Annotated in this window: 35 protein-coding genes; 7 read left to right on the forward strand and 28 right to left on the reverse strand. The window is 39.7% G+C overall.

Annotation, left to right across the window (positions count from 1 at the left end):
- Positions 1-710 precede the first annotated feature (710 nt).
- From rplQ to V6260_RS15050, 18 genes are all read right to left on the reverse strand, one after another.
- Positions 711-1,112 (reverse strand): 50S ribosomal protein L17, encoded by a 402-nt coding sequence (gene rplQ, locus V6260_RS14965; protein WP_341594940.1) that lies wholly within the window; start codon positions 1,110-1,112, stop codon positions 711-713.
- 39 nt (positions 1,113-1,151) lie between these two features.
- Positions 1,152-2,138 carry a DNA-directed RNA polymerase subunit alpha gene (locus V6260_RS14970; protein WP_341594941.1) on the reverse strand — a complete coding sequence of 329 codons (987 nt, stop codon included), beginning with the start codon at positions 2,136-2,138 and terminating at the stop codon, positions 1,152-1,154.
- Between the two features lie 24 nt (positions 2,139-2,162).
- Entirely contained in the window at positions 2,163-2,783 is a 621-nt protein-coding gene (gene rpsD / locus V6260_RS14975) for a 30S ribosomal protein S4 (RefSeq protein WP_002959461.1), read from the reverse strand.
- 21 nt (positions 2,784-2,804) lie between these two features.
- Positions 2,805-3,191 carry a 30S ribosomal protein S11 gene (rpsK, locus tag V6260_RS14980; protein ID WP_002959471.1) on the reverse strand — a complete coding sequence of 129 codons (387 nt, stop codon included), beginning with the start codon at positions 3,189-3,191 and terminating at the stop codon, positions 2,805-2,807.
- Positions 3,192-3,203: 12 nt separating this feature from the next.
- Positions 3,204-3,560, reverse strand: a complete 357-nt coding sequence (gene rpsM / locus V6260_RS14985) for a 30S ribosomal protein S13 (RefSeq protein ID WP_341594942.1) — start codon at positions 3,558-3,560, stop codon at positions 3,204-3,206.
- 125 nt (positions 3,561-3,685) lie between these two features.
- Positions 3,686-3,799: a 50S ribosomal protein L36 gene (gene rpmJ / locus V6260_RS14990; protein ID WP_002959476.1), complete on the reverse strand. Its 114-nt coding sequence runs from the start codon at positions 3,797-3,799 to the stop codon at positions 3,686-3,688.
- A gap of 22 nt (positions 3,800-3,821) precedes the next feature.
- Positions 3,822-5,150 (reverse strand): preprotein translocase subunit SecY, encoded by a 1,329-nt coding sequence (secY, locus tag V6260_RS14995; protein ID WP_341594943.1) that lies wholly within the window; start codon positions 5,148-5,150, stop codon positions 3,822-3,824.
- Between the two features lie 10 nt (positions 5,151-5,160).
- Positions 5,161-5,595 carry a 50S ribosomal protein L15 gene (gene rplO / locus V6260_RS15000; RefSeq protein WP_002959480.1) on the reverse strand — a complete coding sequence of 145 codons (435 nt, stop codon included), beginning with the start codon at positions 5,593-5,595 and terminating at the stop codon, positions 5,161-5,163.
- 4 nt (positions 5,596-5,599) lie between these two features.
- Positions 5,600-5,782, reverse strand: coding sequence for a 50S ribosomal protein L30 (gene rpmD, locus V6260_RS15005; RefSeq protein ID WP_002959482.1), 183 nt, complete (start codon positions 5,780-5,782; stop codon positions 5,600-5,602).
- A 2-nt stretch (positions 5,783-5,784) separates the two neighbouring features.
- Positions 5,785-6,291, reverse strand: a complete 507-nt coding sequence (gene rpsE / locus V6260_RS15010) for a 30S ribosomal protein S5 (protein WP_002959485.1) — start codon at positions 6,289-6,291, stop codon at positions 5,785-5,787.
- Positions 6,292-6,300: 9 nt separating this feature from the next.
- Complete coding sequence (gene rplR, locus V6260_RS15015) at positions 6,301-6,651, reverse strand: 50S ribosomal protein L18 (protein ID WP_058547894.1); 351 nt, start codon at positions 6,649-6,651, stop codon at positions 6,301-6,303.
- 9 nt (positions 6,652-6,660) lie between these two features.
- Complete coding sequence (rplF, locus tag V6260_RS15020; protein WP_341594944.1) at positions 6,661-7,194, reverse strand: 50S ribosomal protein L6; 534 nt, start codon at positions 7,192-7,194, stop codon at positions 6,661-6,663.
- 13 nt (positions 7,195-7,207) lie between these two features.
- Complete coding sequence (gene rpsH / locus V6260_RS15025; protein ID WP_058547895.1) at positions 7,208-7,600, reverse strand: 30S ribosomal protein S8; 393 nt, start codon at positions 7,598-7,600, stop codon at positions 7,208-7,210.
- 21 nt (positions 7,601-7,621) lie between these two features.
- On the reverse strand, positions 7,622-7,927 hold the full coding sequence (gene rpsN / locus V6260_RS15030) for a 30S ribosomal protein S14 (protein ID WP_006794245.1): 306 nt from the start codon (positions 7,925-7,927) through the stop codon (positions 7,622-7,624).
- A gap of 10 nt (positions 7,928-7,937) precedes the next feature.
- Positions 7,938-8,477 carry a 50S ribosomal protein L5 gene (gene rplE / locus V6260_RS15035; RefSeq protein ID WP_024610257.1) on the reverse strand — a complete coding sequence of 180 codons (540 nt, stop codon included), beginning with the start codon at positions 8,475-8,477 and terminating at the stop codon, positions 7,938-7,940.
- Between the two features lie 16 nt (positions 8,478-8,493).
- Positions 8,494-8,808 (reverse strand): 50S ribosomal protein L24, encoded by a 315-nt coding sequence (gene rplX, locus V6260_RS15040; protein ID WP_054206416.1) that lies wholly within the window; start codon positions 8,806-8,808, stop codon positions 8,494-8,496.
- Positions 8,809-8,818: 10 nt separating this feature from the next.
- Positions 8,819-9,187: a 50S ribosomal protein L14 gene (gene rplN / locus V6260_RS15045; protein ID WP_002959498.1), complete on the reverse strand. Its 369-nt coding sequence runs from the start codon at positions 9,185-9,187 to the stop codon at positions 8,819-8,821.
- A 273-nt stretch (positions 9,188-9,460) separates the two neighbouring features.
- Positions 9,461-11,431, reverse strand: coding sequence for an AsmA family protein (locus tag V6260_RS15050; protein ID WP_341594945.1), 1,971 nt, complete (start codon positions 11,429-11,431; stop codon positions 9,461-9,463).
- Positions 11,432-11,663: 232 nt separating this feature from the next.
- On the opposite strand from V6260_RS15050, the gene V6260_RS15055 reads away from it, so the two are divergent.
- The 5 genes from V6260_RS15055 (at position 11,664) to V6260_RS15075 (ending at position 15,972) form a co-directional block, all read left to right on the forward strand.
- On the forward strand, positions 11,664-12,089 hold the full coding sequence (locus V6260_RS15055) for a hypothetical protein (RefSeq protein WP_024595206.1): 426 nt from the start codon (positions 11,664-11,666) through the stop codon (positions 12,087-12,089).
- A gap of 8 nt (positions 12,090-12,097) precedes the next feature.
- On the forward strand, positions 12,098-12,298 hold the full coding sequence (locus V6260_RS15060; RefSeq protein ID WP_024595207.1) for a helix-turn-helix transcriptional regulator: 201 nt from the start codon (positions 12,098-12,100) through the stop codon (positions 12,296-12,298).
- A 154-nt stretch (positions 12,299-12,452) separates the two neighbouring features.
- Positions 12,453-13,616 (forward strand): hypothetical protein, encoded by a 1,164-nt coding sequence (locus V6260_RS15065; protein ID WP_341594946.1) that lies wholly within the window; start codon positions 12,453-12,455, stop codon positions 13,614-13,616.
- 276 nt (positions 13,617-13,892) lie between these two features.
- Positions 13,893-14,573: a TorF family putative porin gene (locus tag V6260_RS15070; protein ID WP_341594947.1), complete on the forward strand. Its 681-nt coding sequence runs from the start codon at positions 13,893-13,895 to the stop codon at positions 14,571-14,573.
- 343 nt (positions 14,574-14,916) lie between these two features.
- A complete protein-coding gene (locus V6260_RS15075) occupies positions 14,917-15,972 on the forward strand; it encodes a hypothetical protein (protein ID WP_341594948.1) in 1,056 nt (351 codons plus the stop codon).
- Positions 15,973-16,651: 679 nt separating this feature from the next.
- On the opposite strand, the gene V6260_RS15080 is transcribed toward V6260_RS15075, so the two are convergent.
- The 4 genes from V6260_RS15080 to V6260_RS15095 all read right to left on the reverse strand — a co-directional run bounded on the left by V6260_RS15080 (position 16,652) and on the right by V6260_RS15095 (position 21,963).
- The gene (locus tag V6260_RS15080) at positions 16,652-16,981 is read right to left on the reverse strand and encodes a Bor/Iss family lipoprotein (RefSeq protein ID WP_341594949.1); all 330 of its coding nucleotides are present in this window, start codon (positions 16,979-16,981) and stop codon (positions 16,652-16,654) included.
- On the reverse strand, positions 16,978-17,289 hold the full coding sequence (locus V6260_RS15085; RefSeq protein ID WP_341594950.1) for a Bor family protein: 312 nt from the start codon (positions 17,287-17,289) through the stop codon (positions 16,978-16,980). The genes V6260_RS15080 and V6260_RS15085 overlap by 4 nt, the downstream gene beginning before the upstream one ends.
- 204 nt (positions 17,290-17,493) lie before the next feature.
- A complete protein-coding gene (locus V6260_RS15090; protein ID WP_341594951.1) occupies positions 17,494-21,072 on the reverse strand; it encodes an ABC transporter permease/M1 family aminopeptidase in 3,579 nt (1,192 codons plus the stop codon).
- Positions 21,073-21,081: 9 nt separating this feature from the next.
- Positions 21,082-21,963 carry an ABC transporter ATP-binding protein gene (locus V6260_RS15095; protein WP_341594952.1) on the reverse strand — a complete coding sequence of 294 codons (882 nt, stop codon included), beginning with the start codon at positions 21,961-21,963 and terminating at the stop codon, positions 21,082-21,084.
- A 187-nt stretch (positions 21,964-22,150) separates the two neighbouring features.
- Between V6260_RS15095 and V6260_RS15100 the strand changes: the two genes are divergently transcribed.
- Positions 22,151-22,828, forward strand: coding sequence for a nitroreductase family protein (locus V6260_RS15100; protein WP_341594953.1), 678 nt, complete (start codon positions 22,151-22,153; stop codon positions 22,826-22,828).
- A 207-nt stretch (positions 22,829-23,035) separates the two neighbouring features.
- Here the strand turns inward: V6260_RS15100 and V6260_RS15105 are convergent, their stop codons facing one another.
- Positions 23,036-23,338, reverse strand: a complete 303-nt coding sequence (locus tag V6260_RS15105; RefSeq protein WP_341594954.1) for a metalloregulator ArsR/SmtB family transcription factor — start codon at positions 23,336-23,338, stop codon at positions 23,036-23,038.
- Positions 23,339-23,637: 299 nt separating this feature from the next.
- Between V6260_RS15105 and V6260_RS15110 the strand changes: the two genes are divergently transcribed.
- On the forward strand, positions 23,638-23,982 hold the full coding sequence (locus V6260_RS15110; RefSeq protein ID WP_341594955.1) for a rhodanese-like domain-containing protein: 345 nt from the start codon (positions 23,638-23,640) through the stop codon (positions 23,980-23,982).
- Positions 23,983-24,003: 21 nt separating this feature from the next.
- On the opposite strand, the gene V6260_RS15115 is transcribed toward V6260_RS15110, so the two are convergent.
- The 5 genes from V6260_RS15115 to V6260_RS15135 form a co-directional block, all read right to left on the reverse strand.
- The gene (locus tag V6260_RS15115; RefSeq protein WP_341594956.1) at positions 24,004-24,399 is read right to left on the reverse strand and encodes a DUF1801 domain-containing protein; all 396 of its coding nucleotides are present in this window, start codon (positions 24,397-24,399) and stop codon (positions 24,004-24,006) included.
- 37 nt (positions 24,400-24,436) lie between these two features.
- Positions 24,437-24,982 (reverse strand): PH domain-containing protein, encoded by a 546-nt coding sequence (locus tag V6260_RS15120; protein WP_341594957.1) that lies wholly within the window; start codon positions 24,980-24,982, stop codon positions 24,437-24,439.
- 88 nt (positions 24,983-25,070) lie between these two features.
- Positions 25,071-25,688, reverse strand: coding sequence for a LysE family translocator (locus V6260_RS15125; RefSeq protein ID WP_341594958.1), 618 nt, complete (start codon positions 25,686-25,688; stop codon positions 25,071-25,073).
- A complete protein-coding gene (locus tag V6260_RS15130; protein WP_341594959.1) occupies positions 25,689-25,871 on the reverse strand; it encodes a hypothetical protein in 183 nt (60 codons plus the stop codon).
- 17 nt (positions 25,872-25,888) lie between these two features.
- A complete protein-coding gene (locus V6260_RS15135) occupies positions 25,889-26,287 on the reverse strand; it encodes a DUF3224 domain-containing protein (protein WP_341594960.1) in 399 nt (132 codons plus the stop codon).
- Positions 26,288-26,311: the final 24 nt, after the last annotated feature.

Here is a 26,311-nt window from a genome sequence, read left to right on the forward strand (position 1 = left end):
ATCCAAAAACAGATCAACCCTTTTTTGAAGAAAACGTGAAATAAATGACTGTTCGCTGAGTATTTGAGCTAAACGCTCAAAAACACAACCAAACTATCTCTACTAAGAGGTTTATATAGCTATCTAAAATGAAAGTTATAACAACCCCAACAATAGGTATAGAAATATTTGGACAGTCTATACTGAAAAAGCTAACCAATAGGGAAAGGATCATATTACTAAACAAAAACTGAAAATTGAAAATTGAATTGACTAGGCTATATTCAATCATAGTTTTACATATTTAAGAAGTGAGTTTACTTATACCGTAATAGCTAACTTTACTGTGAAGTTCATAGTATCGATATAGATTAGAAAGAACACGTTATGTCTTCTAATTAATTCTATAAATAGAAACTTCGTCAAGGATTATTCAACTAACAGCCCAGTTTGCAGCTGTATTGTTAATACATAGAAATCACAATATATATAGTGGAAGTGATCCTTAGCTAGAATTTGATAAACTTTTTTGAATGGATAGTAAGTAAAAGGTAACTAGGTAACTAGGTAAGACTATTAAAGCAGCCGTCAAAACAACTTATCGATTCGGAATCTATAAGCTAAAACTTATTAATGATCAAAGTAGAAAGCAATTACTGATTTATATAAATTAATAAATTTTAGGCAAGAAAAAGCCGAGCTTAAGCTCGGCTTTTAGGTTTCTTTAAGACTTACTCTGCAGACTGTGCGTCTTCTTGAACTGCTTCGCTAGTCGCTGGGCGACCAACTAGTTCAATATAAGCCATTGGTGCATTATCACCAGTACGGAAGCCACACTTAAGAATACGAGTGTAACCACCTGGACGATCCGCGTTACGTGGACCGATTTCACTGAATAATTTACCAACAACTTCATTATCACGCGTGCGAGCAAACGCTAAACGGCGATTTGCTACACTGTCAGTCTTAGCCAGTGTGATTAAAGGTTCAATTACACGACGTAACTCTTTCGCTTTAGGCAAAGTAGTTTTGATGATTTCATGTTTCACCAAAGAACTTGCCATATTGCTGAACATCGCTTTACGATGGCTACTGTTACGGTTTAATTGACGACCACTCTTACGATGGCGCATGACCCTATCCTTCTAACTAAACTAATATAGTGATTTAGATTATTCAGCTAGGCTTGCAGGCGGCCAATTTTCTAGGCGCATACCTAGAGAAAGACCACGTGAAGCTAGCACGTCTTTTATTTCAGTTAGAGACTTCTTACCTAAATTAGGCGTTTTAAGAAGCTCAACTTCAGTGCGCTGAACTAAATCACCGATATATTGAATTTGCTCGGCTTTCAAACAGTTTGCTGAACGTACTGTTAGTTCAAGATCATCAACTGGACGAAGTAGAATAGGATCGAATTCTGGCTTCTCTTCTTTCTCTTCTGGCTCAGTTACATCACGTAAGTCTACGAATGCATCTAATTGCTCAGCTAAGATAGTAGACGCACGGCGGATCGCTTCTTCAGGATCTAAAGTGCCGTTTGTTTCCATATCAATGATTAACTTGTCTAAATCTGTACGTTGCTCAACACGGGCTGATTCAACCGAGTACGCAATACGTTCAACTGGGCTGAATGATGCATCAAGCAACAACCTACCAATTGGACGCTCATCGTCATCAGAGGATAAACGACTAGATGCCGGCACATAACCACGACCACGTTCAACACGAATTCGCATGCTGATCTCGCTGTTACTTGTAGTTAAATTACAAATAACGTGATCTGGATTAGCGATTGTTACATCGCCATCGTGCTGAATATCAGCCGCAGTCACAGGGCCTACACCAGATTTAGTCAGGGTCAGAAAAACTTCATCTTTGCCTTCTAACGTTACTGCTAAACCTTTAAGGTTTAAAAGTATTTCAATGATGTCTTCTTGTACGCCTTCTTTCGCGCTGTACTCATGCAATACACCGTCGATTTCAACTTCAGTTACTGCACATCCAGGCATAGATGATAACAGTATACGGCGTAAGGCATTACCCAAAGTATGGCCAAAGCCACGCTCTAGTGGTTCTAAAACTACTTTAGAACGCGTTGGGTTGATAGCGTCGATATCGACTAACCTTGGTTTTAGAAATTCTGTAACAGAACCCTGCATTTTATCCTCTCTTAACTCTTAACTTTACTTAGAGTAAAGTTCGACGATTAGTTGTTCATTAATGTCCGCAGACAGATCTGAACGCTCAGGTAGACGCTTGAAGCTGCCTTCCAATTTCTTACCGTCAACTTCAACCCAAGTCGGCTTTTCACGTTGCTCAGCCAACTCTAGAGCAGCGATGATACGTGCTTGTGTTTTAGACTTCTCACGAATCACAACAGTATCTTCTGGAGTAATTACGTATGAAGGAATGTTCACAACACGACCATTAACTAAAATCGCTTTATGGCTTACTAACTGACGTGCTTCAGCACGTGTGCTAGCAAAACCCATGCGATATACAACATTGTCTAAACGTTGCTCTAAAAGCTGTAACAAGTTTTCACCTGTATTACCTTTAAGGCGAGCAGCTTCTTTGTAGTAGTTACGGAATTGCTTTTCTAATACACCGTAGATACGACGTACTTTTTGCTTTTCACGTAATTGTAAACCGTAATCAGATAAGCGACCTTTACGAGCGCCGTGCTGACCAGGTGCAGTCTCAAGTTTACACTTAGAGTCGATAGCTCTTACGCCGCTCTTAAGGAACAGGTCAGTACCTTCACGACGACTCAGCTTGAGCTTAGGGCCCAAATATCTTGCCATGTTATTTCTCCTAACCTATTGTTAAACGCGACGTTTCTTCGGTGGACGACAACCATTATGTGGTATTGGCGTCACGTCAGTAATGTTGGTGATACGGTAACCAGCAGCATTCAAAGCACGTACAGCAGATTCACGACCTGGACCTGGACCTTTGATGAAAACTTCTAGATTTTTTAAACCGTATTCTTGAGCAGCAGTACCTGCACGCTCTGCAGCAACTTGAGCAGCAAATGGTGTAGATTTACGTGAACCACGGAAACCTGAACCACCGGCAGTAGCCCATGATAGTGCATTACCTTGACGGTCGGTAATCGTTACAATAGTGTTGTTGAAAGAAGCATGAACATGAGCCATACCATCAGCAACTTGCTTTTTAACCTTTTTACGACGAATTGGTGTCTTAGCCATAATACTATCCCCTTATCGCTTAATAGGCTTACGAGGACCCTTACGGGTACGCGCGTTAGTCTTAGTTCTTTGGCCACGAAGTGGTAAAGAGCGACGGTGACGTAGGCCACGGAAACAACCAAGGTCCATAAGGCGCTTGATATTCAAAGTAACTTCACGACGAAGATCACCTTCTACAGTGTACTTGCCTACTGCATCACGCAGTACATCAAGAATTTCGTCTGAAAGTTCACCGATTTTTGTGGTTTCGGCGATACCAGTCGCTGCTAAGATTTCCTTAGAGCGAGTCTTACCTATGCCATAAATAGAAGTTAAACCAATAACTGCATGTTTATGATCAGGGACGTTAATGCCAGCGATACGGGCCACTAACACATCTCCTATATTTGAATTTGGTAATCATAAGTTTGAAAAGCCCGTAAGGATACTCAAACGAAGACCAAATCACAACTAAAAACACAGGCCGAGAAACCTCAGCCTGCACGACTGTTTACTTAGCCTTGCCTTTGCTTATGCTTAGGCTCACTGCAAATTACGCGTACTACACCAGCACGTTTAATAACTTTACAGTTACGGCATATTTTCTTAACGGAAGCACGTACTTTCATTGCTCAACTCCGTAAACTGACCTTATCGACCGTAGCCTTTAAGGTTCGCTTTTTTCAGCACAGAATCATACTGATGAGACATCAGGTGAGTCTGTACTTGTGCCATAAAGTCCATGATTACAACAACGATAATCAAAACTGATGTACCGCCGAAGTAAAATGGCGTTTGCCACGCCATCGTCATGAATTCAGGCACCAGACAGATAAAGGTTATATACAAAGCACCTGCCAATGTCAGGCGTGTCATCACTTTATCAATGTATTTAGATGTCTGCTCACCTGGACGAATACCTGGGATAAATGCGCCAGATTTCTTAAGGTTATCTGCTGTCTCGCGAGGGTTAAACACCAACGCTGTATAGAAAAAGCAGAAGAAGATTATAGCCGCAGCTAGTACAAGTGAATACAACGGCTGACCTGGGGTCAACGTAGTTGCAATTGCTTGTAATACATCAGCGACCGGACCTTCACCCTGGCCGAACCAGCTGGCAATAGTACCAGGGAACAGAATTATACTGCTAGCAAAGATTGGTGGAATAACACCCGCCATGTTTACTTTTAGTGGTAAATGCGTGCTTTGAGCAGCAAATACTTGACGACCTTGTTGGCGTTTAGCGTAGTTAACAACAATACGACGTTGCCCACGCTCAAAAAACACTACAAGATAAGTAACAGCGAATACTATAACCGCAACCATTAACAGTACAAAAACATTCAAATCACCTTGGCGCGCCATTTCGGCTGTCGAACCAATAGCAGACGGCAGGTTAGCTACAATACCAACAAATATTAGAACTGAAATACCGTTACCGATACCACGTTCTGTTATTTGTTCGCCCAACCACATAAGGAACATAGTACCAGTCACTAAACTCACCACTGCGGTGAAATAGAAACCAAGACCTGGGTTAACAACTAACCCCTCCATCATGCCCGGTAAGCTTGTGGCAATACCGATTGATTGGATAGTAGCAAGCACAAGCGTGCCGTAGCGTGTGTACTGGCTAATTTTTTTACGCCCTTGCTCACCTTCTTTCTTAAGCTCTATAAACGGAGGATACATATGCGTTAATAGTTGCGTAATAATCGAAGCCGAGATGTACGGCATAATACCCAGTGCTAACACTGAAGCTCGCTCAAGCGCACCACCGCTAAACATGTTGAACATCTCAACAATGGTGCCCTTTTGTTGCTCGAAGAAATCGGCAAGTACAGCGGCGTCAATCCCAGGGATTGGCACAAATGAACCTAGACGGTAAATAATGATAGCACCTAAAACAAATAGTAATCGACGCTTCAATTCCGAAAGTCCACTTTGTGCACTTTGTGTATCTTGACCTGGTTTAGCCATTAGTACTTCCTTAGTCTTCTACCTTGCCTCCGGCAGCTTCAATAGCTTCGCGAGCACCTTTAGAGGCTTTAAGGCCTTTAACGGTAACAGCGCGTGAAACTTCGCCAGATTTAACAACTTTAACGAACAGAACGTTCTTTTTAACTAGACCAGCTGCTTGTAACGCGCTTAGGTCTACCACATCGCCTTCAACTTTAGCGATTTCAAAAAGGTTTATCTCTGCAGATACTAAAGATTTGCGAGAAGTGAAACCAAATTTAGGTAGACGACGTTGCATAGGCATTTGACCGCCTTCAAAACCAACGCGTACTTTACCGCCAGAACGTGATTTTTGACCTTTGTGACCACGGCCACCAGTCTTACCAAGACCAGAACCGATACCACGACCAACACGTTTTGGAGCAGTTTTAGAACCTGCAGCAGGTGAAAGTGTATTCAAATGCATCGAATTAACCCTCTACCTTAACCATGTAAGAAACCTTGTTTATCATACCACGCACACATGCTGTGTCTTCTAACTCAACAGTGTGATTGATACGACGTAAACCAAGACCGCGTAATGTAGCTTTATGTTTCGGTAAACGACCGATAGAGCTTTTTACTTGTGTTACTTTTACAGTTTGATTTGCCATGGTTACCCCAGAATTTCGTCTACACGTAAGCCACGTTTTGCAGCGATTGACTGTGGAGAATTCATATTCTCAAGAGCCGAAATCGTTGCACGTACTACGTTGATTGGGTTAGTAGAACCGTAACATTTAGAAAGTACGTTCTGCACACCAGTAACTTCTAGTACTGCACGCATAGCACCACCTGCGATGATACCAGTACCTTCAGATGCTGGTTTCATGAACACTAGTGAGCCAGCATGACGTCCCTTAACAGGATGCTGTAATGTGTTGCCATTTAGGTCTACGTTGATCATGTTACGACGTGCTTTTTCCATTGCTTTTTGAATAGCAGCTGGAACTTCACGTGCTTTACCATAACCGAAACCTACTTTACCTGCGCCATCACCAACTACAGTTAGTGCAGTAAAGCTAAAGATACGACCACCTTTAACTACTTTAGACACACGGTTTACCGCGATTAGCTTTTCAGCTAGATCAGGCTGTTGTTGCTTTGCTTCTACGTTAGCCATAGTCTACTCCTAGAATTGCAAACCGGCTTCACGCGCAGCATCAGCTAGCGCCTTCACACGGCCGTGATATTTAAAGCCACTGCGATCAAAAGCAATCTTTTCGATGCCTTTGTCAGCCGCACGTTCAGCAACCGCTTTGCCAACTGCTTGCGCAGCTTCAACGTTACCGGTGCCTTTAACTGTTTCGCTAATAGCTTTCTCAACAGTAGAAGCAGCAGCCAGTACATTACCCTCAGCAGTAACTACTTGAGCATAAATGTGACGTGGCGTGCGGTGGATAACAAGACGCGTTGTGCCTTGTTCAATATAATTTCTACGAGTGCGTTTAGCACGACGTAGACGAGCTGTTTTTTTATCCATCGTCTTACCTTACTTCTTCTTAGCCTCTTTACGGCGTACATTCTCATCTGCGTAACGAACACCTTTACCTTTATAAGGCTCAGGTTTACGGTATGCACGAATGTTAGCAGCTGTTTGACCAACTAACTGCTTATCTACGCCCTTAACTAGAACTTCTGTTTGGCTTGGAGTTTCAATCGTAATTCCTTCTGGAACTGCGAAATTAACTGGGTGCGAGAAACCAAGTGTTAAGTCTAAAACTTTACCCTTAGCTGCTGCACGGTAACCAACGCCTACTAACTGAAGTTTCTTCTCGTAACCTTCATGCGTACCAACAACCATGTTGTTGATTAGAGCGCGAGCAGTACCTGCTTGAGCCCATGCATTAGCTACGCCTTCACGAGGTAAAGTTGTAATAACGTTGTCGTTAACTTGTACTTCAACAGCGTTGTTGATAGTACGAGTTAGTTCACCGTTTTTGCCTTTAACTGTGATTTCCTGGCCTTTTAATGTAACTTCTACACCGGCAGGAACATTAATTGGTGCCTTTGCTATGCGAGACATAGTTCCCCTCCGATTAAGCTACAAAACCAATGATTTCACCACCAACACCAGCACTGCGTGCTGCGCGGTCTGTCATTAGGCCTTTAGAAGTTGATACGATAGCGATACCAAGACCACCCATTACCTTAGGTAATTGGTCACGTTTCTTATAGATACGTAAACCAGGGCGACTTACACGCTGGATATTTTCAATTACAGCTTTGCCTTCGAAGTACTTTAACTCGATTGAAAGCTCAGGTTTCGCTTCGCTGTTAACAGCGTAATCTGCGATGTAACCTTCGTCTTTTAGTACTTTAGCTAATGCTACTTTCAGCTTTGAAGTTGGCATCGTTACAGATACTTTCTTCGCTGATTGACCATTACGGATACGTGTAAACAAATCCGCGATAGGATCTTGCAAGCTCATAGTCTTACTCCCATGATTCTATTACCAGCTAGCCTTTTTAAGGCCAGGAATTTCACCGCGCATAGCTGCTTCGCGAACTTTAATACGGCTCATGCCGAATTTGCGAAGGAAACCATGTGGGCGGCCCGTAATGTTACAACGATTACGTTGACGTGCAGGGCTAGAATCACGAGGTAAAGCTTGTAGCTTAAGTACCGCGTCCCAACGATCATCTTCAGATGTATTAACATCACTGATGATAGCTTTTAGTGCTGCACGCTTTTCAGCATACTGAGCAACTAGTTTTGTGCGCTTTGCTTCGCGCGCTTTCATAGAATTCTTTGCCATAACCCTACCCTTATTTCTTAAATGGGAAGTTAAACGCTTCTAACAACGCACGGCCTTCCTCATCAGATTTCGCAGAAGTAGTGATAGTAATATCCATACCGCGTACACGGTCTACTTTATCGTAATCGATTTCTGGGAAGATGATTTGTTCACGTACGCCCATGCTGTAGTTACCACGTCCATCAAAAGACTTAGCACTTACGCCACGGAAGTCACGAATACGTGGGATAGCGATTGATACCAAACGCTCAAAAAAGTCCCACATACGCTCGCCGCGTAGGGTTACTTTACAACCAATTGGGTAACCTTCACGCACTTTGAAGCCAGCAACAGATTTGCGTGCTTTAGTGATTAGAGGTTTCTGACCAGAGATTGCTGCAAGATCCGCTACTGCGTGATCTAAAATCTTCTTGTCAGCTAGGGCTTCGCCCACGCCCATATTCAATGTGATCTTTTCGATCTGAGGGACTTGCATGACAGAGCTGAAACCAAACTTCTCTTGAAGTTCAGCAACTACTTTGTCTTTATATACTTCATGCAGTTTCGCCATCATTCTACTCCAACTATTAGATAGTTTTACCAGTAGATTTAAAGATACGTAATTTCTTACCATCTTCAATCTTGAAACCTACACGATCTGCTTTACCCGTTTCCGAGTTGAAGATCGCAACGTTTGATGCGTCCATAGACGCTTCTTTCTCAACAATACCGCCAGCTTGGTTCAATTGTGGAACCGGCTTTTGGTGCTTCTTGATCAAGTTAATGCCTTCGACAAAGATTCGACCAGATTCAGTAACAACTGAAAGCACTTTTCCGCGCTTACCTTTGTCTTTACCTGCTAGTACGATTACTTCGTCATCACGACGTATTTTTGCTGCCATGATTGGCTCCTTACAGTACTTCTGGGGCTAGTGAAACGATTTTCATGAACTTATCATTACGAAGTTCGCGAGTCACAGGGCCGAAAATACGTGTACCAATTGGCTGCAAGTTATCATTTAAGATAACAGCAGCGTTGCTGTCAAAACGGATCAAAGAACCATCAGGACGGCGAACACCTTTTCTGGTACGCACAACTACCGCGTTTTTAACATCACCTTTCTTCACTTTACCGCGAGGAATAGCTTCTTTTACAGAAACTTTAATGATATCGCCAATCGCTGCGTAGCGACGGTGTGAACCACCAAGGACTTTTATACACTGCACTTTGCGAGCGCCGCTGTTATCAGCAACTTCCAGCTGAGTTTGCATTTGGATCATGTTAATGACCTCCGGTGTAGTAATTACAACGTGTCTAAAATTTGTTTAAGAATCAAGACATTTAGATTAAATCCCACTCAAAAACAAACGAGTTGTCTCTTAAGGGCGGGCAATTGTACCAGCATTAGGATGAGAGCGATAGGTTATTTTTTAATTAATTTTGAGTGGAGAATAAACAAAGCAGGGCAATTGCGGCTATGTTGATATTTTATTAATGAGTACAAAACAAACAAGGCACTATATAAGTGCCTTGTTTAGGTTAGCAGTGGTTGATTAACCAAATAAACCTTTTAATTTATCTTTCACTTTGTCTTTAGCTTTTTCTTTTGCCTCTTCTTTGGCGTCATTTAGCTTCTGCTTTGCTTCATCTTTAAGAGCATTACTCACATCCAATTTAATACCTACATCGTGAAATTGGCCCTTTATACGAAGGGGAATTTTAAAACCAGTACTATCATCAGTAGTTCCTTGCCCTTCTATAGAATCAACAATGCCTGTGACTAAACGATAATTTACATTTGTTTTTGGTAAATCTACGTCGCCTTCACCAGAAATACGAATTAGTGGGCTAATTAGTGAAAGGTCGGTATTGTTTCCCACACCATTAGTAAAATTAAAGCTACCTGAAAGCGCAGAGAAATCAGTTTGTTCTGATTCTTCGAAGCTTGTGTCCAGCCCTTCACTTACTGCACCAAGATTACCAGTAATAAGCTCTTTACCTTTGCGGACCATCTCAGCTATATTCGCACCTTTTACAGCGCCATCAGCAAACTCAAATCCAAGCTTTCCGTTAAGCGCATCTATAAACGACTTTTGACTTTGGCCAGTTGTGTTTAGGTTCCAATTTAAAGACCCCTTACCCATTAGCTTGTCAAAACCTGCCGCATCCGTTAATAAAGGCTGTGCATCTATTCCAGCTAAGTCAAAGTTAGTTGATATTTTATAAGGTACTTGCTGTGCGTTTACATTGATAACGCCTTTACCTGACCCTTCATAAGCAGAAAAGCTATCTAGGCTTAGTTTTGCAACGTTATTTTTTAAAGCAACAGTAAATTGATTTGCGCCTAATTTAATATCATTTGCTTTTAATCCACTTGAACGAATCACTACATTTGCATCTAGTGAATTTAATGCACTTAAATCAATTTTAGTGTCATCCCATACTATTGGCTCTGCAGGTTTATCTTCTTGCTCTTCTGGCTCTTCTTGTTTTGCCACTGCTTCAGGTAGATACGGGTTTAAGTCAAGCATACCTAAATCAATATCAGCATTTACTGCTAAATGCTTACCTAGGTTAAGCTCGCTCTTACCTTTTATTTCTAATGCGTCTAACGTCGCAACTAAATCTTCTAGATTAAATTTCTCACCTAGTAGGTGCATTTTACCGTTTACACTAAATCCGTTAAATGCATTGTCTTTAGCGTCTAGCTCTACACCTTGCCATTTCGCAATACTTTTAACAGACTCACCGCTTAGTGCTAACTGGCCTTTAATATCTTGGCCTTGCTGAGCAATGCTTCCTTCGAAAGTTAAATCAACTAAACGAGAATCTAAGGTTTGTTTAACATTAAAAGTAGCACCTTCAATTGCTTTAGCAGGAGTATCTAATTTTATATCAAGATCAAAACGCTCTTGCATATAAGTAATACCCCCTTTTACTTCTAATGTTTTACGAAGTGAAGGAAGTAAAATAGCGAGTTCTAAATCGCTAATTTGTTGTTTGGCACCTGTTTGACCATCTAGATAAGTAAATGTGCCGCCATAAATAGCAACCTCACCTAACTCAATATCAAAGTTATCTGGAAGCTTTATCGCTTCACCTGATTGGCTCTGCTCTTTTGGTTGCTCTGCAACTGCATCAAACAACTGCCAATTGGCTTTACCATTTTTGTCGGTTTCTAATAGAATATTTGGTTCGTTTATAACAAACTTATCTAATTTAAACTCACCACCAAATAATGAAAACCAAGGTATGTGTACAGCAAGCTGTTTCATACTCGCCATATCGGCGCGCGAACCTGATCCCATATTTGCAAAATGCACGTCGTTAAGTTCTAACTTTAATGCAGGGAATACGCTAAGTGTTTTATCACCTTTAATAGTAAGAGTGCGCCCAGTTGTTTGTTCTACCTGCTGCGACACTTTGTTAAAAATAGTATCAGTAGGGATTAGAAACGGGGCGGCAACAATTAGTGCTATACATAGTAAAAGTATTACACCTACAATTTTAAGTAAGGTTTTCATGATCGTCCTTTAAAACGTGCAAATAATGTTCTTATCATAGCGAGTGTTAGCCTTAAAATCATTGTCGTTCTGATAAAAAAGCTTTTTATTAGATATTACATTCTTATCCTGAATCGCCCCTGAAACATTTTGATACCTTTAGGTTACAAATAAATATTGACCCGGTGAAACCTTAAGGTTACATTGATACCCATAGGTTACAAAAAATAAATACTATTACAGGATGAATATTATGAAACAACAGGATATTAAAACTGAAGAAAAGTTTATGAGTCAAAATATATGGCTTAGTATAAGCACAGCCATGGTTTGTTTACTTCTCAATGTTTACTCACTAATAAAGCACGATAACGAAGGGTTATTATTTGTTGGATTGGGCGTTTCTTTTTATGTAGTTATAGTGATTATTTACCTCATTAAAGGGGGCTTTCCGTTAAAAATGTATTTTCAATACGCTTATAAAGATGAGTTTCTAAACACCATTGATACTAATGCCTATAAACATTTAAGTTTTGCATTTGTATTTTGCCTTCTTGGTGTTTTGTATAGTAACGATTCAATACCTAGCGATGTTTCGCATGCAAATATGGCAATGTTCTATCTAGGTATCATGCTCTTGGTATATGGCGCTTCATTACTTTGGCAAAATCGTGATTAGGAGAGGAAATGCAAAATAACATAGCAAAGTACCGAAAAGAAGCTGGGCTTTCACAACAAGAACTTGCTGATGCTATTAACGTGTCGCGCAAAACAATAAGTACCGTAGAAACAAACCGGTTTACCCCTTCGGTAATAATTGCTCTAAAAATAGCAAAGCATTTTAATACCTCAGTTGAAAGTCTCTTTGTACTAGATAAAAATGATTGATACATGTTAAAGCGTTAGTCTCATTCTATTGGCAAAAACACCGATTTAACTACTTCAATTACAACGTATGGAGGACAGCGCTGTTGTTATTAGCATAATTGCGTTAAAATAGACCAGCAAAAAAAATATATCTAAACCGGAGATTCTACAAGGCATGAAAAAACTGCTAATTTCACCGTCAAAAATGACGCTAGGCGAACAAGAAAATCAAATCTATCAGAACATTCTGAAGCAATCTTCAGAATTAAGCCTTAACCTTATGGCCGTGAAAGTAGAAAACCACCCTGATGATTTTTTACCTTGGTGTTACGAATTGCTAAGTGCAAGCAGAGATCGTATGAACTACGATTTACTGGAGCCACAGCAATTACCAGTACTTAAGAAGCTACACGATCAGCTTATTTCAGCTATCAGCTTTTTACAGGTTAAAACTTTACGTATTGCTCCGTGGCCTGTTGTAAGTGTATTTGTAGAACAACACAAGGACGTTATTGCTCTTGATGAACAGCTTCGCCTAGTAGACTACATTAAAAGCATTCGCGAACAATCTCTTAAAGATATGATTCCTGAAGATTTACTTGCGTTTAGCGGTAAGCACATGGCATCACTAGATCCAAGCACATACAACTTTGACGTTGAATGGTTTGCATCAACAAAAAGTGCGAAGAGCTTTCATCAAATGCTTGGCGATTTACCAGGTGCCTTTGACGATGCACTAATAAATATTCCACTTGAAGGTGATATTACTCAGTACGAATATCAACAATTTGTTGCTGCTTATTCAAAGATATTCACCGACAATAATGAAAAACCAACACTTGCGCCTGCAACACGACTGCTTGCAATGCGTCGCCCTGATATATTTACTCCAATCACAAACAATCGATTAGATGCATTATGCGGTGCCCTTGGTGTTTCTAAACTAAAAAATAGTGATTTTGAGCGTTACTGGCAAGATATTGTAAAAGGTATTCAAGCTATGTCATGGTACAAAATGGCTAAACCTAGTAATGAGTTAGAAGAACAATTAGTTGCTATTAAAGCGCTAATCCCATGTTTCTTTCACTATGCTGATGCTAAAACACCAGATAACTCTAACTACATCAAACTGTTAAGTAAACCTAAACGTACTACAACTACGACAGGTAAAACTCAGCGTAGAGGTAAAGAGTCTGCAGAAATTTTAGTAGACCGCGCACTTGCTGCTGACGATATTCCTGAGCACATTCGCAGTAAGCGCGATTCAATTGTGAGTGAAGTTCAAAAAGGTCGTAGTGTAAACGAAACAATTAGCCTTATGCGCACTATATTTGGCTAAAAACTTCTAATTTAGCCGTGCTTTTATGGTGCGGCTAGGTTAATTTATGCACCAGCAGTGTGCGCAATATCTTCCTACACGCCATATCTCTTCTCAACCTATAAAATACAAGCTCATGTTTTTAATGTATAAAAATAATTTTTAATAAAAAATAATGAAGCTGGCACATACAGTGCAATTATCCCGTCAGTTAAACAGTAAAAGGCCGTCAACCTAAAGGTTCCGAATACATAATAAAAACCTTGGCGAGCAAAAATCATATAACGGGAAATGGACATGCTAAAACTAAAAAAAACCATCGCTATCAGTGCTATAGCATTAATGGGCGCAACATCTTTAACGTCAACAGCCGTACATGCTGAAGTAACAGCAAACGCAGCGGCAACATCAAACTACTTATGGCGTGGTCAAGAGCAAACTGGGGGCGATGCAGCAATTTCAGGCGGTATTGATTATGCCAATGAATCAGGTTTTTATGCAGGAACTTGGGCTTCAAATGCCTCGTGGGCTGACGAAATGACCTACGAGCTTGACTTATATGCAGGCTTTGGTGGCGCCATTAACGAAAGCGTTAGCTACGATATTGGTTATATTTATTACGCTTACCCTGATGCAGCTTCTGAAGCAGACGCAGATTTCTCTGAAATTTACGGTAGTATCAGCATTGAAAGCTTTACGTTTGGTGCTGCAATTCTAGCAACAACAGATGCTAGCGGTGATGGTACTGACTTTGGTGATTCATTATATCTTAACGCCGATTACGCCTTTCCGATTGGTAGTAACGGCACTGAAATGGCACTGCATATAGGTCATTATTCAGGTGACTTTATTGGCGATAGTAATATTCTTGATTACGGCGTATCAATTTCAAAAGATGGTTTTACTTTTGGATTATCTGATACAGATATCGATGATATTAAAGTGTATGTAGGCTACGCTGTAGACTTTACTTTATAAAAAATGTGTTACTTGCTGCAACACGAAGGGCCTTTTGGCCCTTTTCTCGTCCTATAAACTATAAACTATAATTTATAATTTATAAGTCAAAAATCAGCTCAATTCAGGTTTTATTTCAAGACCGATCTTAAGCTCACCACACATACATCGCACACTCAGCCCTGTCAATCTTTGTCAAATAATATAGAGCTTGGATACGGTAGTCACCTAGCATAAACGATTTTGTTAATTTATTAACTCTTACCATTGACAGAAATAATAATTTACAAAAAACAATATTTTTACATCTGTACCCCTCATTGGTATGGTTGTTTTTTCAACCAATTAAAAGGAATTAAATACTATGAAAAAAATACTACTTCTCATTTTTTTATCCCCAGCTTTTCTACTTACAAAGCATGTTTCAGCACAAGGTGATGGCCTTATTTGTAGTCATTACTGGAAGGAACAGTTTTCAAGTTGTCCTGTAGATCAAGTTACTTTTATAAAACAGCAAACCTACATACCTATTTTACAAGATAGCTGCAGCAATGATGATACGACCTGTATTAGTGATATCAATAATCAACCATTTTATCAACCTTACGCTATTTATAATATTGATGATAACGAAGCCAATAGGTTCCAGGTCAAAATAATCCCCAAGGTAGTTAACGCGAATGGCCTTGTGACTCAACAAGGCCACATCACCGTGCAACGCATAAACCCTACACAACATGAGCGCAACTTTGTAAAACACTTAAATGAAGCACAGCATTACTATAAGCAAGTACAAGACGCATTAACGTTTACTCAAAAAGACGGTGTCATGTATTCAGGGAGTGAACAGTCAACGGTAAAGTCGTCACTCAATGTCTGTAAAACCGCGATGAGTTACATCAATAATGATGGTAATTGTGAAGGTTTGTTGAACAATGAAATAGACCTTGAGATGCGAAATAATGCTAATGAAATTTCCACAATAGCCGCCCTAGATAAAGCAAGTGGCCTTATAAAACTCGTATTAGGGAATATCGAAACTAACAAACTAGGTAAAATCCTCAATTACGATGTCGTCATGAACTTCGATGACGGTAGCCGAATTTTCATAAATGTTGATGTAACAAAAGGTGCTGCAAAAATTGTAGCTGATTTAGACGCATCACGAGCCGCTAACGGGCAAACTCTTACAAGGTTTATTAACAATATAAATAACGTTGAGGATTTTTATTCAACCGACGAGCTTGAATCTCTAGTAAGAAAAAACAACTTACAAACTCATTGTCGCCCTAGCGGTGTAATGACTGACCTCAATACAAGATTAATACGTACAATTATACTTGTGGACAAACACGGTAACGAACGCGTTATAAATATTTATCAAAGGGAAACAACTTTTATAGCCGTTGGTAACTGTTAACTTTAATATTTATAGCGCGATAATATATCGCGCTATAAAATAACCTTATACTCTTAGTTATCAAGGCGCACTATATTCTGCCGAGCCTTGCCAGGTACGATAGGTAAGTTTCAATTGTTTAGCCGCAACCGCAAATTCTACGCGCTTCATATTACCTCAACTTAATATAACTGATGATCTACTTAGGTGTATTAAAAACCATGCATATATAACCTGATTAATTGAGCTTGCGCCAATTTCGCTGCCGGCGTGTTCGAACACATGAAAATAACAAATAGATTTTTCATCATTTCTGCGAAAATATGCCGCCTGCAAGCGATGACCGACACATAAATTTAATACCCAATAACTGGCATTGGTCTAAACTTCCATCTTGATTGCTTTCATTTCATAAAGTGAAAACTCAATCTGCCTCGTCACTAACTCAGAATCTAAACGCGACTGTAATAAGCTCGGTTGTGAAGAACTAAAATTGATAAACCGAACTCTAATATCGCCATTTTTCTTAAGAGCAAAAAATGCTTAAGAGGTTGTGCTGAGGCAATAATATGCTGTGCAGTTATGTTATCGTTGGTATTTACATCAATGATTGGGATTATATTTGGTTTAGCTCCTACTATTAAAGCAGCAAGGCTAAACCCTATAGATTCACTGCGTTACGAATAACTATTTTAAATAATTATTTAGCTTTAAATGGTACCTTATTACATTGTACTTCTACTGTTTTAGGATACCAAGCTGGGCCGATTTGATTCACAACCACCTCAGCTAAACCATTAGTAAACGATTTATACGTATGAACGCTTTGCCACTCCCCTTGTGGGCAATGTGTTGTTAAATCTAACGGCTCTGAGCCTTCGTACAAGGCAAGTGCAAAATTATGATGCCACTTAGAGCTTTTTAGCGTTTTATTGCTTACTTTGCTCTGCATACCGTTATCAAAGTAAATATTTGTACACCCCGTTAAAATAATCAGTGTGCAACCGGCTGCAAATAGCTTGGTACTCATGATGTTTCCCCCCGCACTTGCTCTTGGCACCACACTTTAATGGTATGAGGCGAGTATATTCCAAGCGTAATTAAACTCAGCGCTCCATCACTAAACGTTTGCTGTGACTGCATTTGAATTACGGGTGTATTTGAACATATTTGTTTTACGTCTACCCGCTGCTCACCCACTAATCCCCATAGATAAAATGGGCGGCTATCTTCGTAATTAGCTTGGCTCGTTATTTTTGCTGTTGCCTGTGGCTGAATGGTTACCGCAGAACAAGCACTGAGGCTTAATGCTATAACCCCTATTATTAATGGTTTCATACTCTTCCTTATAAACTAAATACCAGTAAAGGTAACTTTATAAGAGAACATAAAATATTAGCGTAAAAAGCTGTGAGGAAGATGTAGAAACGCTATGAAATTCTATACAGTTTATTACACATAAAGGCCGCATAAATGCGGCCTTTGAAGTAGTTAATCTGAATACAAATTAGTTAACTAAAAGAATAGTTATTTAAATAGCAGTTAAAACTTAGCTAAATTGTTTTTACTGTCTTTGTCGACCAACTTAATATAAGGATCAACCCCCGCAAATAGTGGCTTTTCTTTTACTTTAAGCTCAATAATATTGGTACCAGATACTATTTGATGCTTTTGCGAGTAAATAACAAAATTTTCAGCAAGTAAGTTTTCAGGGTCGTCGTTAAATAATGCAATATCAATTAACTCATCGAGCGGCTGCTCAGTTTCTTCACCTTGGCCATCCGCACGCTGTTTAACTGCTTCTACGCTAAGTGTTACAGTATAAAACCCTTCGCTATCAACGCTATCTGTAACTGACGCATCTTTCATCTCAAGCTCATACAAGGTGATATATTTAAACTGATCGTCAATAAAATTTTGTTCTGCTTGCGTTGCGTCTTGTTTTAAATAGCTAAGTAAATCAAGCGTAGTTGGGTATGGTGTTGATTGGTACTGAAACTCGTTTAAAAATGCTTTGAGTGCATCATTTAAACGTTTTTCACCTAAACGATCATAAATCGCCATCATCGTAACTGATCCTTTATTGTAATGAAGATATTGTTGAGACTGCGTTTTATATAGAGGCATTTCTTCAAAGGCTTCCCCTGTACGCCCTATTAAGTACCTATCAAGCTCATATTTTAAAAACTTACGTAGCTTCTCTGCGCCAAAGCGTTTTTCAAGCACCATAAGCGCACTGTATTGTGAAAGCGTTTCAGAAATAACCGCGCTCCCCTCTACATTAGCCGCCGATACTTGATGCCCCCACCACTGGTGCGCTACTTCATGTGCGGTAACATAGTAAGGGTAGTCAACTTTACTCTCATCTCTTAAGTCTGTAATAAACCCCATGCTTTCTGAGTAAGGGACTGTATTGGCAAAACTTTGTGCAAACGAGCGATACTTAGGAAATTCAATTATACGTAGCTGTTTATGCTGATACGGCCCGAATGCTTGTGTAAAGTAATCTATCGAGTCTTGTACCGACTCAATCATACGGCCAACATTCCATGCATGATTTTTGTGGTAGTACACCTCAATATTTACACCGTTATGCTCAACCTTTTTACTTTCAAGCTCTGCCGAAAGCACCGCATAAAAGTTTAAAATGGGCGCATCCATTTCATAAACAAAGGTACGACGCCCCTCTTTTACACTTTCACTTTGCAAATACCCTGGGGTAATCGCAAATTGCGACTCGTCGGTTGTTACCGTCGCCTTAAAGTTAATAAACCCATTAGCTGCACCAAAATTACTTTGTGTATAGTACTGACTGTCTTCTAGCTTATGGGCACGTTCAAGCTCAGGTAAATCATGCTTACGGCGTTCAAATTTATCAGCTACCTGTAAACCACGGTTATAACCAAAACTAGGAAGGAGTTCCAAGTTATTAATAAACGTGCCATTGGCAACTAATTGTGTATCAGAGCCTTGATCAGTAAAGCCTGTATGATCGCGAGTAACCGACAGCTGCCCTTCTCTTACTTCGTTTGGCATAAGCGGCTGCTCAAACTCAAACCATGCTGAATAAAACGCTGGTAATTTTTCAACTATCTTACCGCCAGCCATGGCTACATCCCAACTTTTAGCGTGTTGAGGTGAGGTGATCAATACTCGCGTAATTGGCTCGTTAGAGGTATTGGTAAACTTAATTTTAGCCACGGCGTTTAAAGCGCGCCTTTTAGGATAAATATCAACAGTTAAGTCAACATCGGTCACCATCGGTAGTGCTAAGTCTTTGTATTGTGCAAACTGCTGCTCATAACTTATTTGCTTGTCTTGAAACTCATCGCTCGTAGTAAACTCATTCAAAACTCGCGTGTTGTTATAAATATTGTAGCCTGCACCAACAAACACTAATGCACTAACAACCGCAATCGCTTGCCCTTTTAACGACATATTATAACGAAGCATAGACAGGCGTGTGCGCAGCGTTTGTGAAGGACCACGATGCCACAACGCAAACCCAACAATCGCTAAAACAAGGCTTAACGCGCCCCAATATAATGTGTACCAATGCGCGCCTTGTAAAAAGTGCCCATAACCATTTATATCAGAATACGGTACACTACTGCTTTGCGAAAAATGATACATATGATGCTCAAACCCATAAGAGCCCATAACTTTTTGCGCTATGTAATACAAAATAAACAAACCCATTCCTACATATTTATTCGGGCTAATAATCTGTAAAAAGAAGGCGAGTACCGTCAGCATAATCAACGGTAAAATCGATAAGTAAACAATCCTAAATAAATACTGTCCTAGCTCTAAATTAAATTGACCTTTAAATAACTGAACTGTAATTGTGAGTATCATTCCCACGAGGAACAACCCAGAAATAGCGACGATTAAAGCCAGTATTTTTGACACCCAAAAAACACTATTATGCACCGGAAAGCTGTCAACAATATCGCCCATGCCACTTTGTCGCTCTCGCCATACAAGCTCAGCACTATAAAAAGCGATAATAACAAACAAAAATAAACCGGAAATACCACTAATAATATTGACCATATTCTGAGTTAAAGGCCTGTTAGTAGTGCCATAAGCACCAATAGGCGCAAACAGAGGGATCATAAGCGTTACAATGCTTACACCCGCTAAAATCATAAAAGGAGCACTAAATATAACTTGTTTAAGTTCAAATATACTGCGCATTATTAGCTGAGATTTAGTACTAACCCCCGCTGATTTATAATTTTTAGCACTATTGATAAGTGCAGCTTGTTTATTTTGTACAAAAGCAGAGACTTTAAATTGCTTCTTCTGTTTTTTAGTTACTATGCGGTTGCTTAGCTTTCCAAGACCAAAAAACATTGCAACACTGATTGCCACCCACAATATACGGTTAACTAAAAGGTCACCTGTGAGCGTTAGCACTTCTGTGTTTTTATCATTTACAGTCCAATAACGTGTTAAATCAATTAACGAACCAGAGCCAAATGGGTCGGCGTAAACAACAATATTTCTAAATGCTAAATCATCAAAGTAAACGCCGGCAATTTGATAGGCTATAAAAATCACAACAGCTGCTACATAAACCGACATCATGGTTTTAAAATAGACCGCTACACTATTAAAAATAGCCGAAAGCACCAGTAAACTTGGCACTGCTAAATAAAGATAAGGCGCAGCGTAGTACATTAGCTTATTAGGACCTACCAATTCGCTATCGAGCCAGCCAACCAATAAACCAAATTGCGACCCTAAAAACACACCCAATGGCACGCTTAAAAACACAATAAGTACAACTAAGTAAGAACCAAAAAAACGCCCTGCTTGATAAGGCACAGGATTAACAGGCTTACTAAAAACCAGCTCATCCATTTTGCTTTCACTGTTGCGAATAGCAGAGCTGGCAACAAAGTTAACCACTAAAAACATAGCGAGTGTACAAAATGTAACGGTTAAAAGCATAATCGAGAACGGCGAGTTCATATGGACATTCGCCCCACCTAGCGGAAACTTACTACTAGAGCTTATAAAAAACGCCATAAAAAAGAAGATTAATGAGGTCACATAAAACGAAGGCTGACGCGCGAAATAACGCAGCTCAAACGCGAGCATATTAAAAAACATAACGCCTCCTTATGCTACTTCGCTGTTACGATGATTAAGCAGCGTAGAAAAATACACATCTTCTAAATTTGCATTACTTGCTTCAAACCCTTGTGGGGCTTGCTCTGCTATTACATGTAAAATTGTTTTCCCTGCAAATAAGCGCTTAGAAATAACCGGTAATTGCGGCTCAAGTTCTTGCGCTTCTTCTTGGCTCATGGCTTTGCGCCAAATTTGTCCTTGGAGCTTATCGGTAAGCGCTATTGGGTTGCCTTCCAATAAAATTTTACCGCCAGCCAGCACCGCCATGTTAGGGCAAAGCTCTGCAACATCTTCAACAATATGGGTCGATAATATAACTATTTTTTGCTCGCCTAAACTTACTAATAAGTTATGGAAACGATTACGCTCCTCAGGATCTAGCCCCGCTGTTGGCTCATCAACGATTAGTAAATCAGGATCGCCCAGCAATGCCTGTGCAATACCAAAACGCTGGCGCATACCGCCGGAAAAGCCACTGACCGCTTTTGAGCGATGTTGATATAAATTAGTGTGCGCAAGTAATCCTTCAACCGATTCTTTACGCTCTGCTTTATTATGAATCCCCTTTAAAACAGCCATATGATCTAGCAAGTCGTAAGCACTAACACGTGGGTATACACCAAAATCTTGCGGGAGGTAACCTAAACGTTGGCGCAGAGCCTGTGGGTCTTTAAATACATCAATGCCATCAAAAGTAATTGAACCTGAATCAGCCGACTGGAGTGTTGCAATGGTACGCATGAGCGATGATTTACCTGCACCATTTGGCCCAAGCAATCCAAACATCCCTTTGCCGATAGATAAATCAACACCTTGTAGTGCATGTACGCCGTTATCGTAGGTTTTAGATAACCCTGTTATTGATAGCATTTTTACTTCCTTGAATATGAGTAATTATTTTTATAATGTTTTATACCACAAGAAAAATAGGAACATAAGTTACTTACTAGTTAAATTTGTAACAACAAATAAACATAATTTAAACTCATAACACTTGCCTGTACTGTATTCACTCGGTATAAAAACCACATATACTTTTTATAAGAAGCGAAAAGCCATGCAAGATCACCAAAGCCAGCCATTAAACGACTTTATAGAATATCCACATGAAGAAATGCTAAATCGTGCTAATGAGTTTTTACAAACCAGCCAACGCCGCCATAGCATTCGCAGCTTTAGCGATCGCCCAGTACCAAAAAATATTATTGAAGCATGTATAAAAGCAGCTGGCACAGCACCAAGTGGGGCGAATCATCAGCCTTGGCATTTTGTGGCTATAAACAGTAGCGATGTAAAAAAACAAATAAGAAAAGCCGCAGAAAAATTAGAGCGTTCTTTTTACGAAGGCAGAGCAGGTGAAGAGTGGTTAGATGCGCTAAAACCATTAGGTACCGACGCCAATAAACCTTATTTAGAGCATGCACCTTGGCTTATAGCTGTATTTAGTCAAAAAAAGGGGGGCGTAAGCACCGATGATAAAAATACTAATTACTATGTGCATGAGTCTGTTGGCTTAGCTACCGGCTTTTTAATTCAAGCCCTGCACCGCTGTGGCTTAGCTACTCTTACTCATACTCCAAAACCAATGAGCTTTTTAACCGACATATGTAATCGCGATAGAGATAACGAGCGCCCGTATATGCTACTTATAACAGGCTACCCAAGTAGTGGTGCAACAATACCGGCTCATGCACTGGATAAAAAATCTATCGATGAAATAGCTACGTTTATTTGAGATGGTATTTAACCGCAAACTTATCGCTTGGGTTAAACCTTGCGGTAATGTGCTGCTATATATTTGTAGCTTCGTCTAAGCATAGTGGCTGTTTTCGTACAAAATCTATTTAAGTACAAATGCTTTAAAAAGTTAATAGCACAAAAACAATAGAGCTGAAGTTATTCTAACCTGCTTTCGCTACGCTACTCACGCCACTAAAAATCGTTAGTCTTTACAAAATAAGTTATATAGCATGCCTAATAATTGCACTGCGTTATCGTCAATTATACGATAATAAATAGTTTGGCTTTCACGGCGAGTGGCAACAACATTCGCTTTTCGTAATGCAGCTAAATGTTGAGAAAGTGCCGATTGTGCTAAAGGGACGGCTTCATTCAGCTGCGATACACTCATTTCTTTATCTTGCAAAGAGCATAAAATCATTAAGCGATTTTTATTCGCTAAAATTTTTAATAACTGCTCTGCCTGCGCCACATTCCCAGCCATTGCAATAAAGTCGATATTCATAGCATGCTCTTATTATAAAAAGTGATTGGAGTATAAATATATGCATTGTTAATGTCTAACATTAGAATTTACTAATATAGAAAAAACGAATATAGTAAATAAAACACTAAATAAAGCTCAATAGCTCATTTTTAATTGCGGGACTCATTATTGCCGTATTTGTATAGCTGCAATATTTTGATCCTAGATGAATATGGCTTACTGTTTTTATTACACTAAACTTAATTCAATCTGCTATTAGTTGTTAGTATTTGATGATCACACAATTACGCAAACGTAACCTTAAGGACTAAAAAAGCATGCTTACATCGATCCCTGACTTACTTAAAATTATCACACCTAACCAGCGCCGTATTGACGCAGCGCAAGCAAAAATAGAACTCGAACAAAATAAAGGCTTACTTATTGATGTGCGCGAACCTGCAGAACACGCAACAAAAGCCGCGATAGGAGCAATAAATATTCCGCGCGGGTTACTCGAAATGAAATTAATGGAAATAGAAAAAGACGCAGCTCGCCCCATTTACGTACACTGCGCAAGTGGTGCACGCGCAACGTTGGGAGCGGAAGCATTAACGCGTGTTGGCTACGAAAACGTAACCGTTATTACCTGTGACGCAAACCAAATATGTAGTGTATTTTAAGTATCAACTAAGTACTTATAATTATACGCCTAGCAAAGGTAGGCGTTTAACGTTGTGATAAGTCAGTGCTAATTTGATACATTCTTTGATTGGATATTCTGGTAATGACTTTTTACTATTTAAGATAATCGCTCTATTCCCCTCAAAAGCAAGGCTTTGAGAATGCAACTCTCTAAATGTACTTACAAGCTTTGTTTGGCAATGAAAGAACAAATAACACGATGAGCCCTTAAAGCCTAAGCGAATTGGGCTACCACTTATTACGTTATAGCTTGGCTCTCCCCACTTTAAAGACTCTTCGACACCTCCTAAGTTTTGCTCTTGTGCTATGATATAAATCAATTCTCGTAATCTCATAAGCTTACTTTTAGCTACCTCAGGATAACTACTAAATATATTATCTACGCCAACATCCATAAGAGCATCCCTATGATTATTACAATTTTAAAACAGACTACTTTTGCTGCTTTTCATCAAGCAAGACGACCAACATTTGCTCAATATTTTTCACGCTATAAGTTAGCGACCTTAAGAGTTCTTTCTCACTTTGATCTGTAGATTCTTGTGAGGACTTACTTTGATTGGCTAAGTTATCTTTTTGCTCAAGTATGGCTTCTCTAAACTCACTGGCATTTACAACACCAAGCAATGATACCAATGCACCATGACCAGATTGCCCAGCGGTTTCAAAGCTTAAGCGGTATAAACCAAATAAACGCATCAGCGGCCCTTGGCTCAACCCAACATCGGTTATTTTTTCAAGTGGTATCGATTTTTCTTCTTTAAATAAAATACCGCGTTTAACAACCAGTTTTTGCGTGAGTAATTGCGCCGACATAGCAGCCAAAATTTTACCTGCCACCAGCCACACAACAAATAACACCACAGGTACAAGTGGAATGGTCACTAATGCAACGGCACTAAAAAAGCATGCCATGGTCATCCAGTATTGTTTCACTTTGGGATCAAAGCTGGCACTTTTTAAAATAGAGTTGCTCATTGGTTTATCCTCAATACATCTAAACGTTCTATAGATTAAAAAAAGCTACGTTACACTTTAACTAATTTATTTATAAAACAATTAATCATTACACACTAAACACTACCTTTATGGCTAGCATGATAAATATAATCCCCAATATTTTATCAAGCCATGGATTTTGTTTGGTAAAGCCAAAGCGGTTTTTTGAAACCTCTGTCAGTAACGCCACCAGTAAATACCAGCCTGTATCAATTACAAACACCGTTAAACACATAATTATGCCCACACTTAAAGTAAGTGCCTGAGGGTCAATAAACTGTGAGAACAAAGCTAAAAAGAAAATAGCGAGTTTTGGGTTTAAAAAAACAATGGCAAAGCCATCTTGTAATGCTTTAGCCGCACTTACCTCACTTTTTTGTACTTCAAGCTCGTTATTACTTGGTTTTGCTAGCAATATTTTTATGCCTAAATACGCTAAATAGGCCGCACCTAAGTAAACGAGTATTTGATAAACCGTTGGAAGCTGTGTCATTAAAGCGCCTAACCCTAATAACGATGCACCGGCATACAAGCCAACGCCTGTACCATGGCTGAGTGCGGCAAGCATACCGTTTTTCATACTGCCGTTAAGTGAGTGCTTTAAAACCACCGCTAAGCTTGGTCCTGGCGACATTGCCCCCATCATGCAAATAGCCGCTAGGCTTAACCATACTGAAAATGTCATTTAAAGCTCATCAGTTTCAATAAGTAACGTATAACCCTGCACTTGCCCATAAAAACTTGCCAATGGCACTGCGTTTAAAACTTTCCAACCATCTTGGTTTAATTCCTGTATGCGATCATTTAGTACGACTATATCTACGCCACCTAAAAAGCGGGTCTTTCTAAATTCGATTACTTTTTGCATTTTAATCCTTGCGTATCTTATAACGTGTATTCAAAATCGTAGTGGTGAATCCCTTGCTCAATACGTATTTTCATACTGCCCGTTAACCCTTCTAGCTCATGAGTGCCTGAATCAGGAATTACATTTAAAATTAGACTATCTTGGCCTTTATCCATAGTACCAAAATGCTGCAATACAAAGCTGCCTTTTTTGCCTTCAAGCTCGCCTATTACTTGCTCTATAGCAACATAACCGGCACTGCCTTGCGTGGGTGTCATGGCGCTTAGCATTTCGCCTTGGCTGGTAGCATTAAGCGCACCAGTAAATGTTTTATCTATCGACATGCGCCCTAAATTAATACCATTTTGCCCGCTTGCGTAACCTTCTATAGGGGCTAGATTTACATTAAATTCTCCACTTACGGTTTTAGTAGTCATAACGTTTCCTTATTGATATCTAAT

It is taken from the genome of Pseudoalteromonas aliena (assembly GCF_038155085.1).
GTDB lineage: Bacteria > Pseudomonadota > Gammaproteobacteria > Enterobacterales > Alteromonadaceae > Pseudoalteromonas > Pseudoalteromonas aliena_A.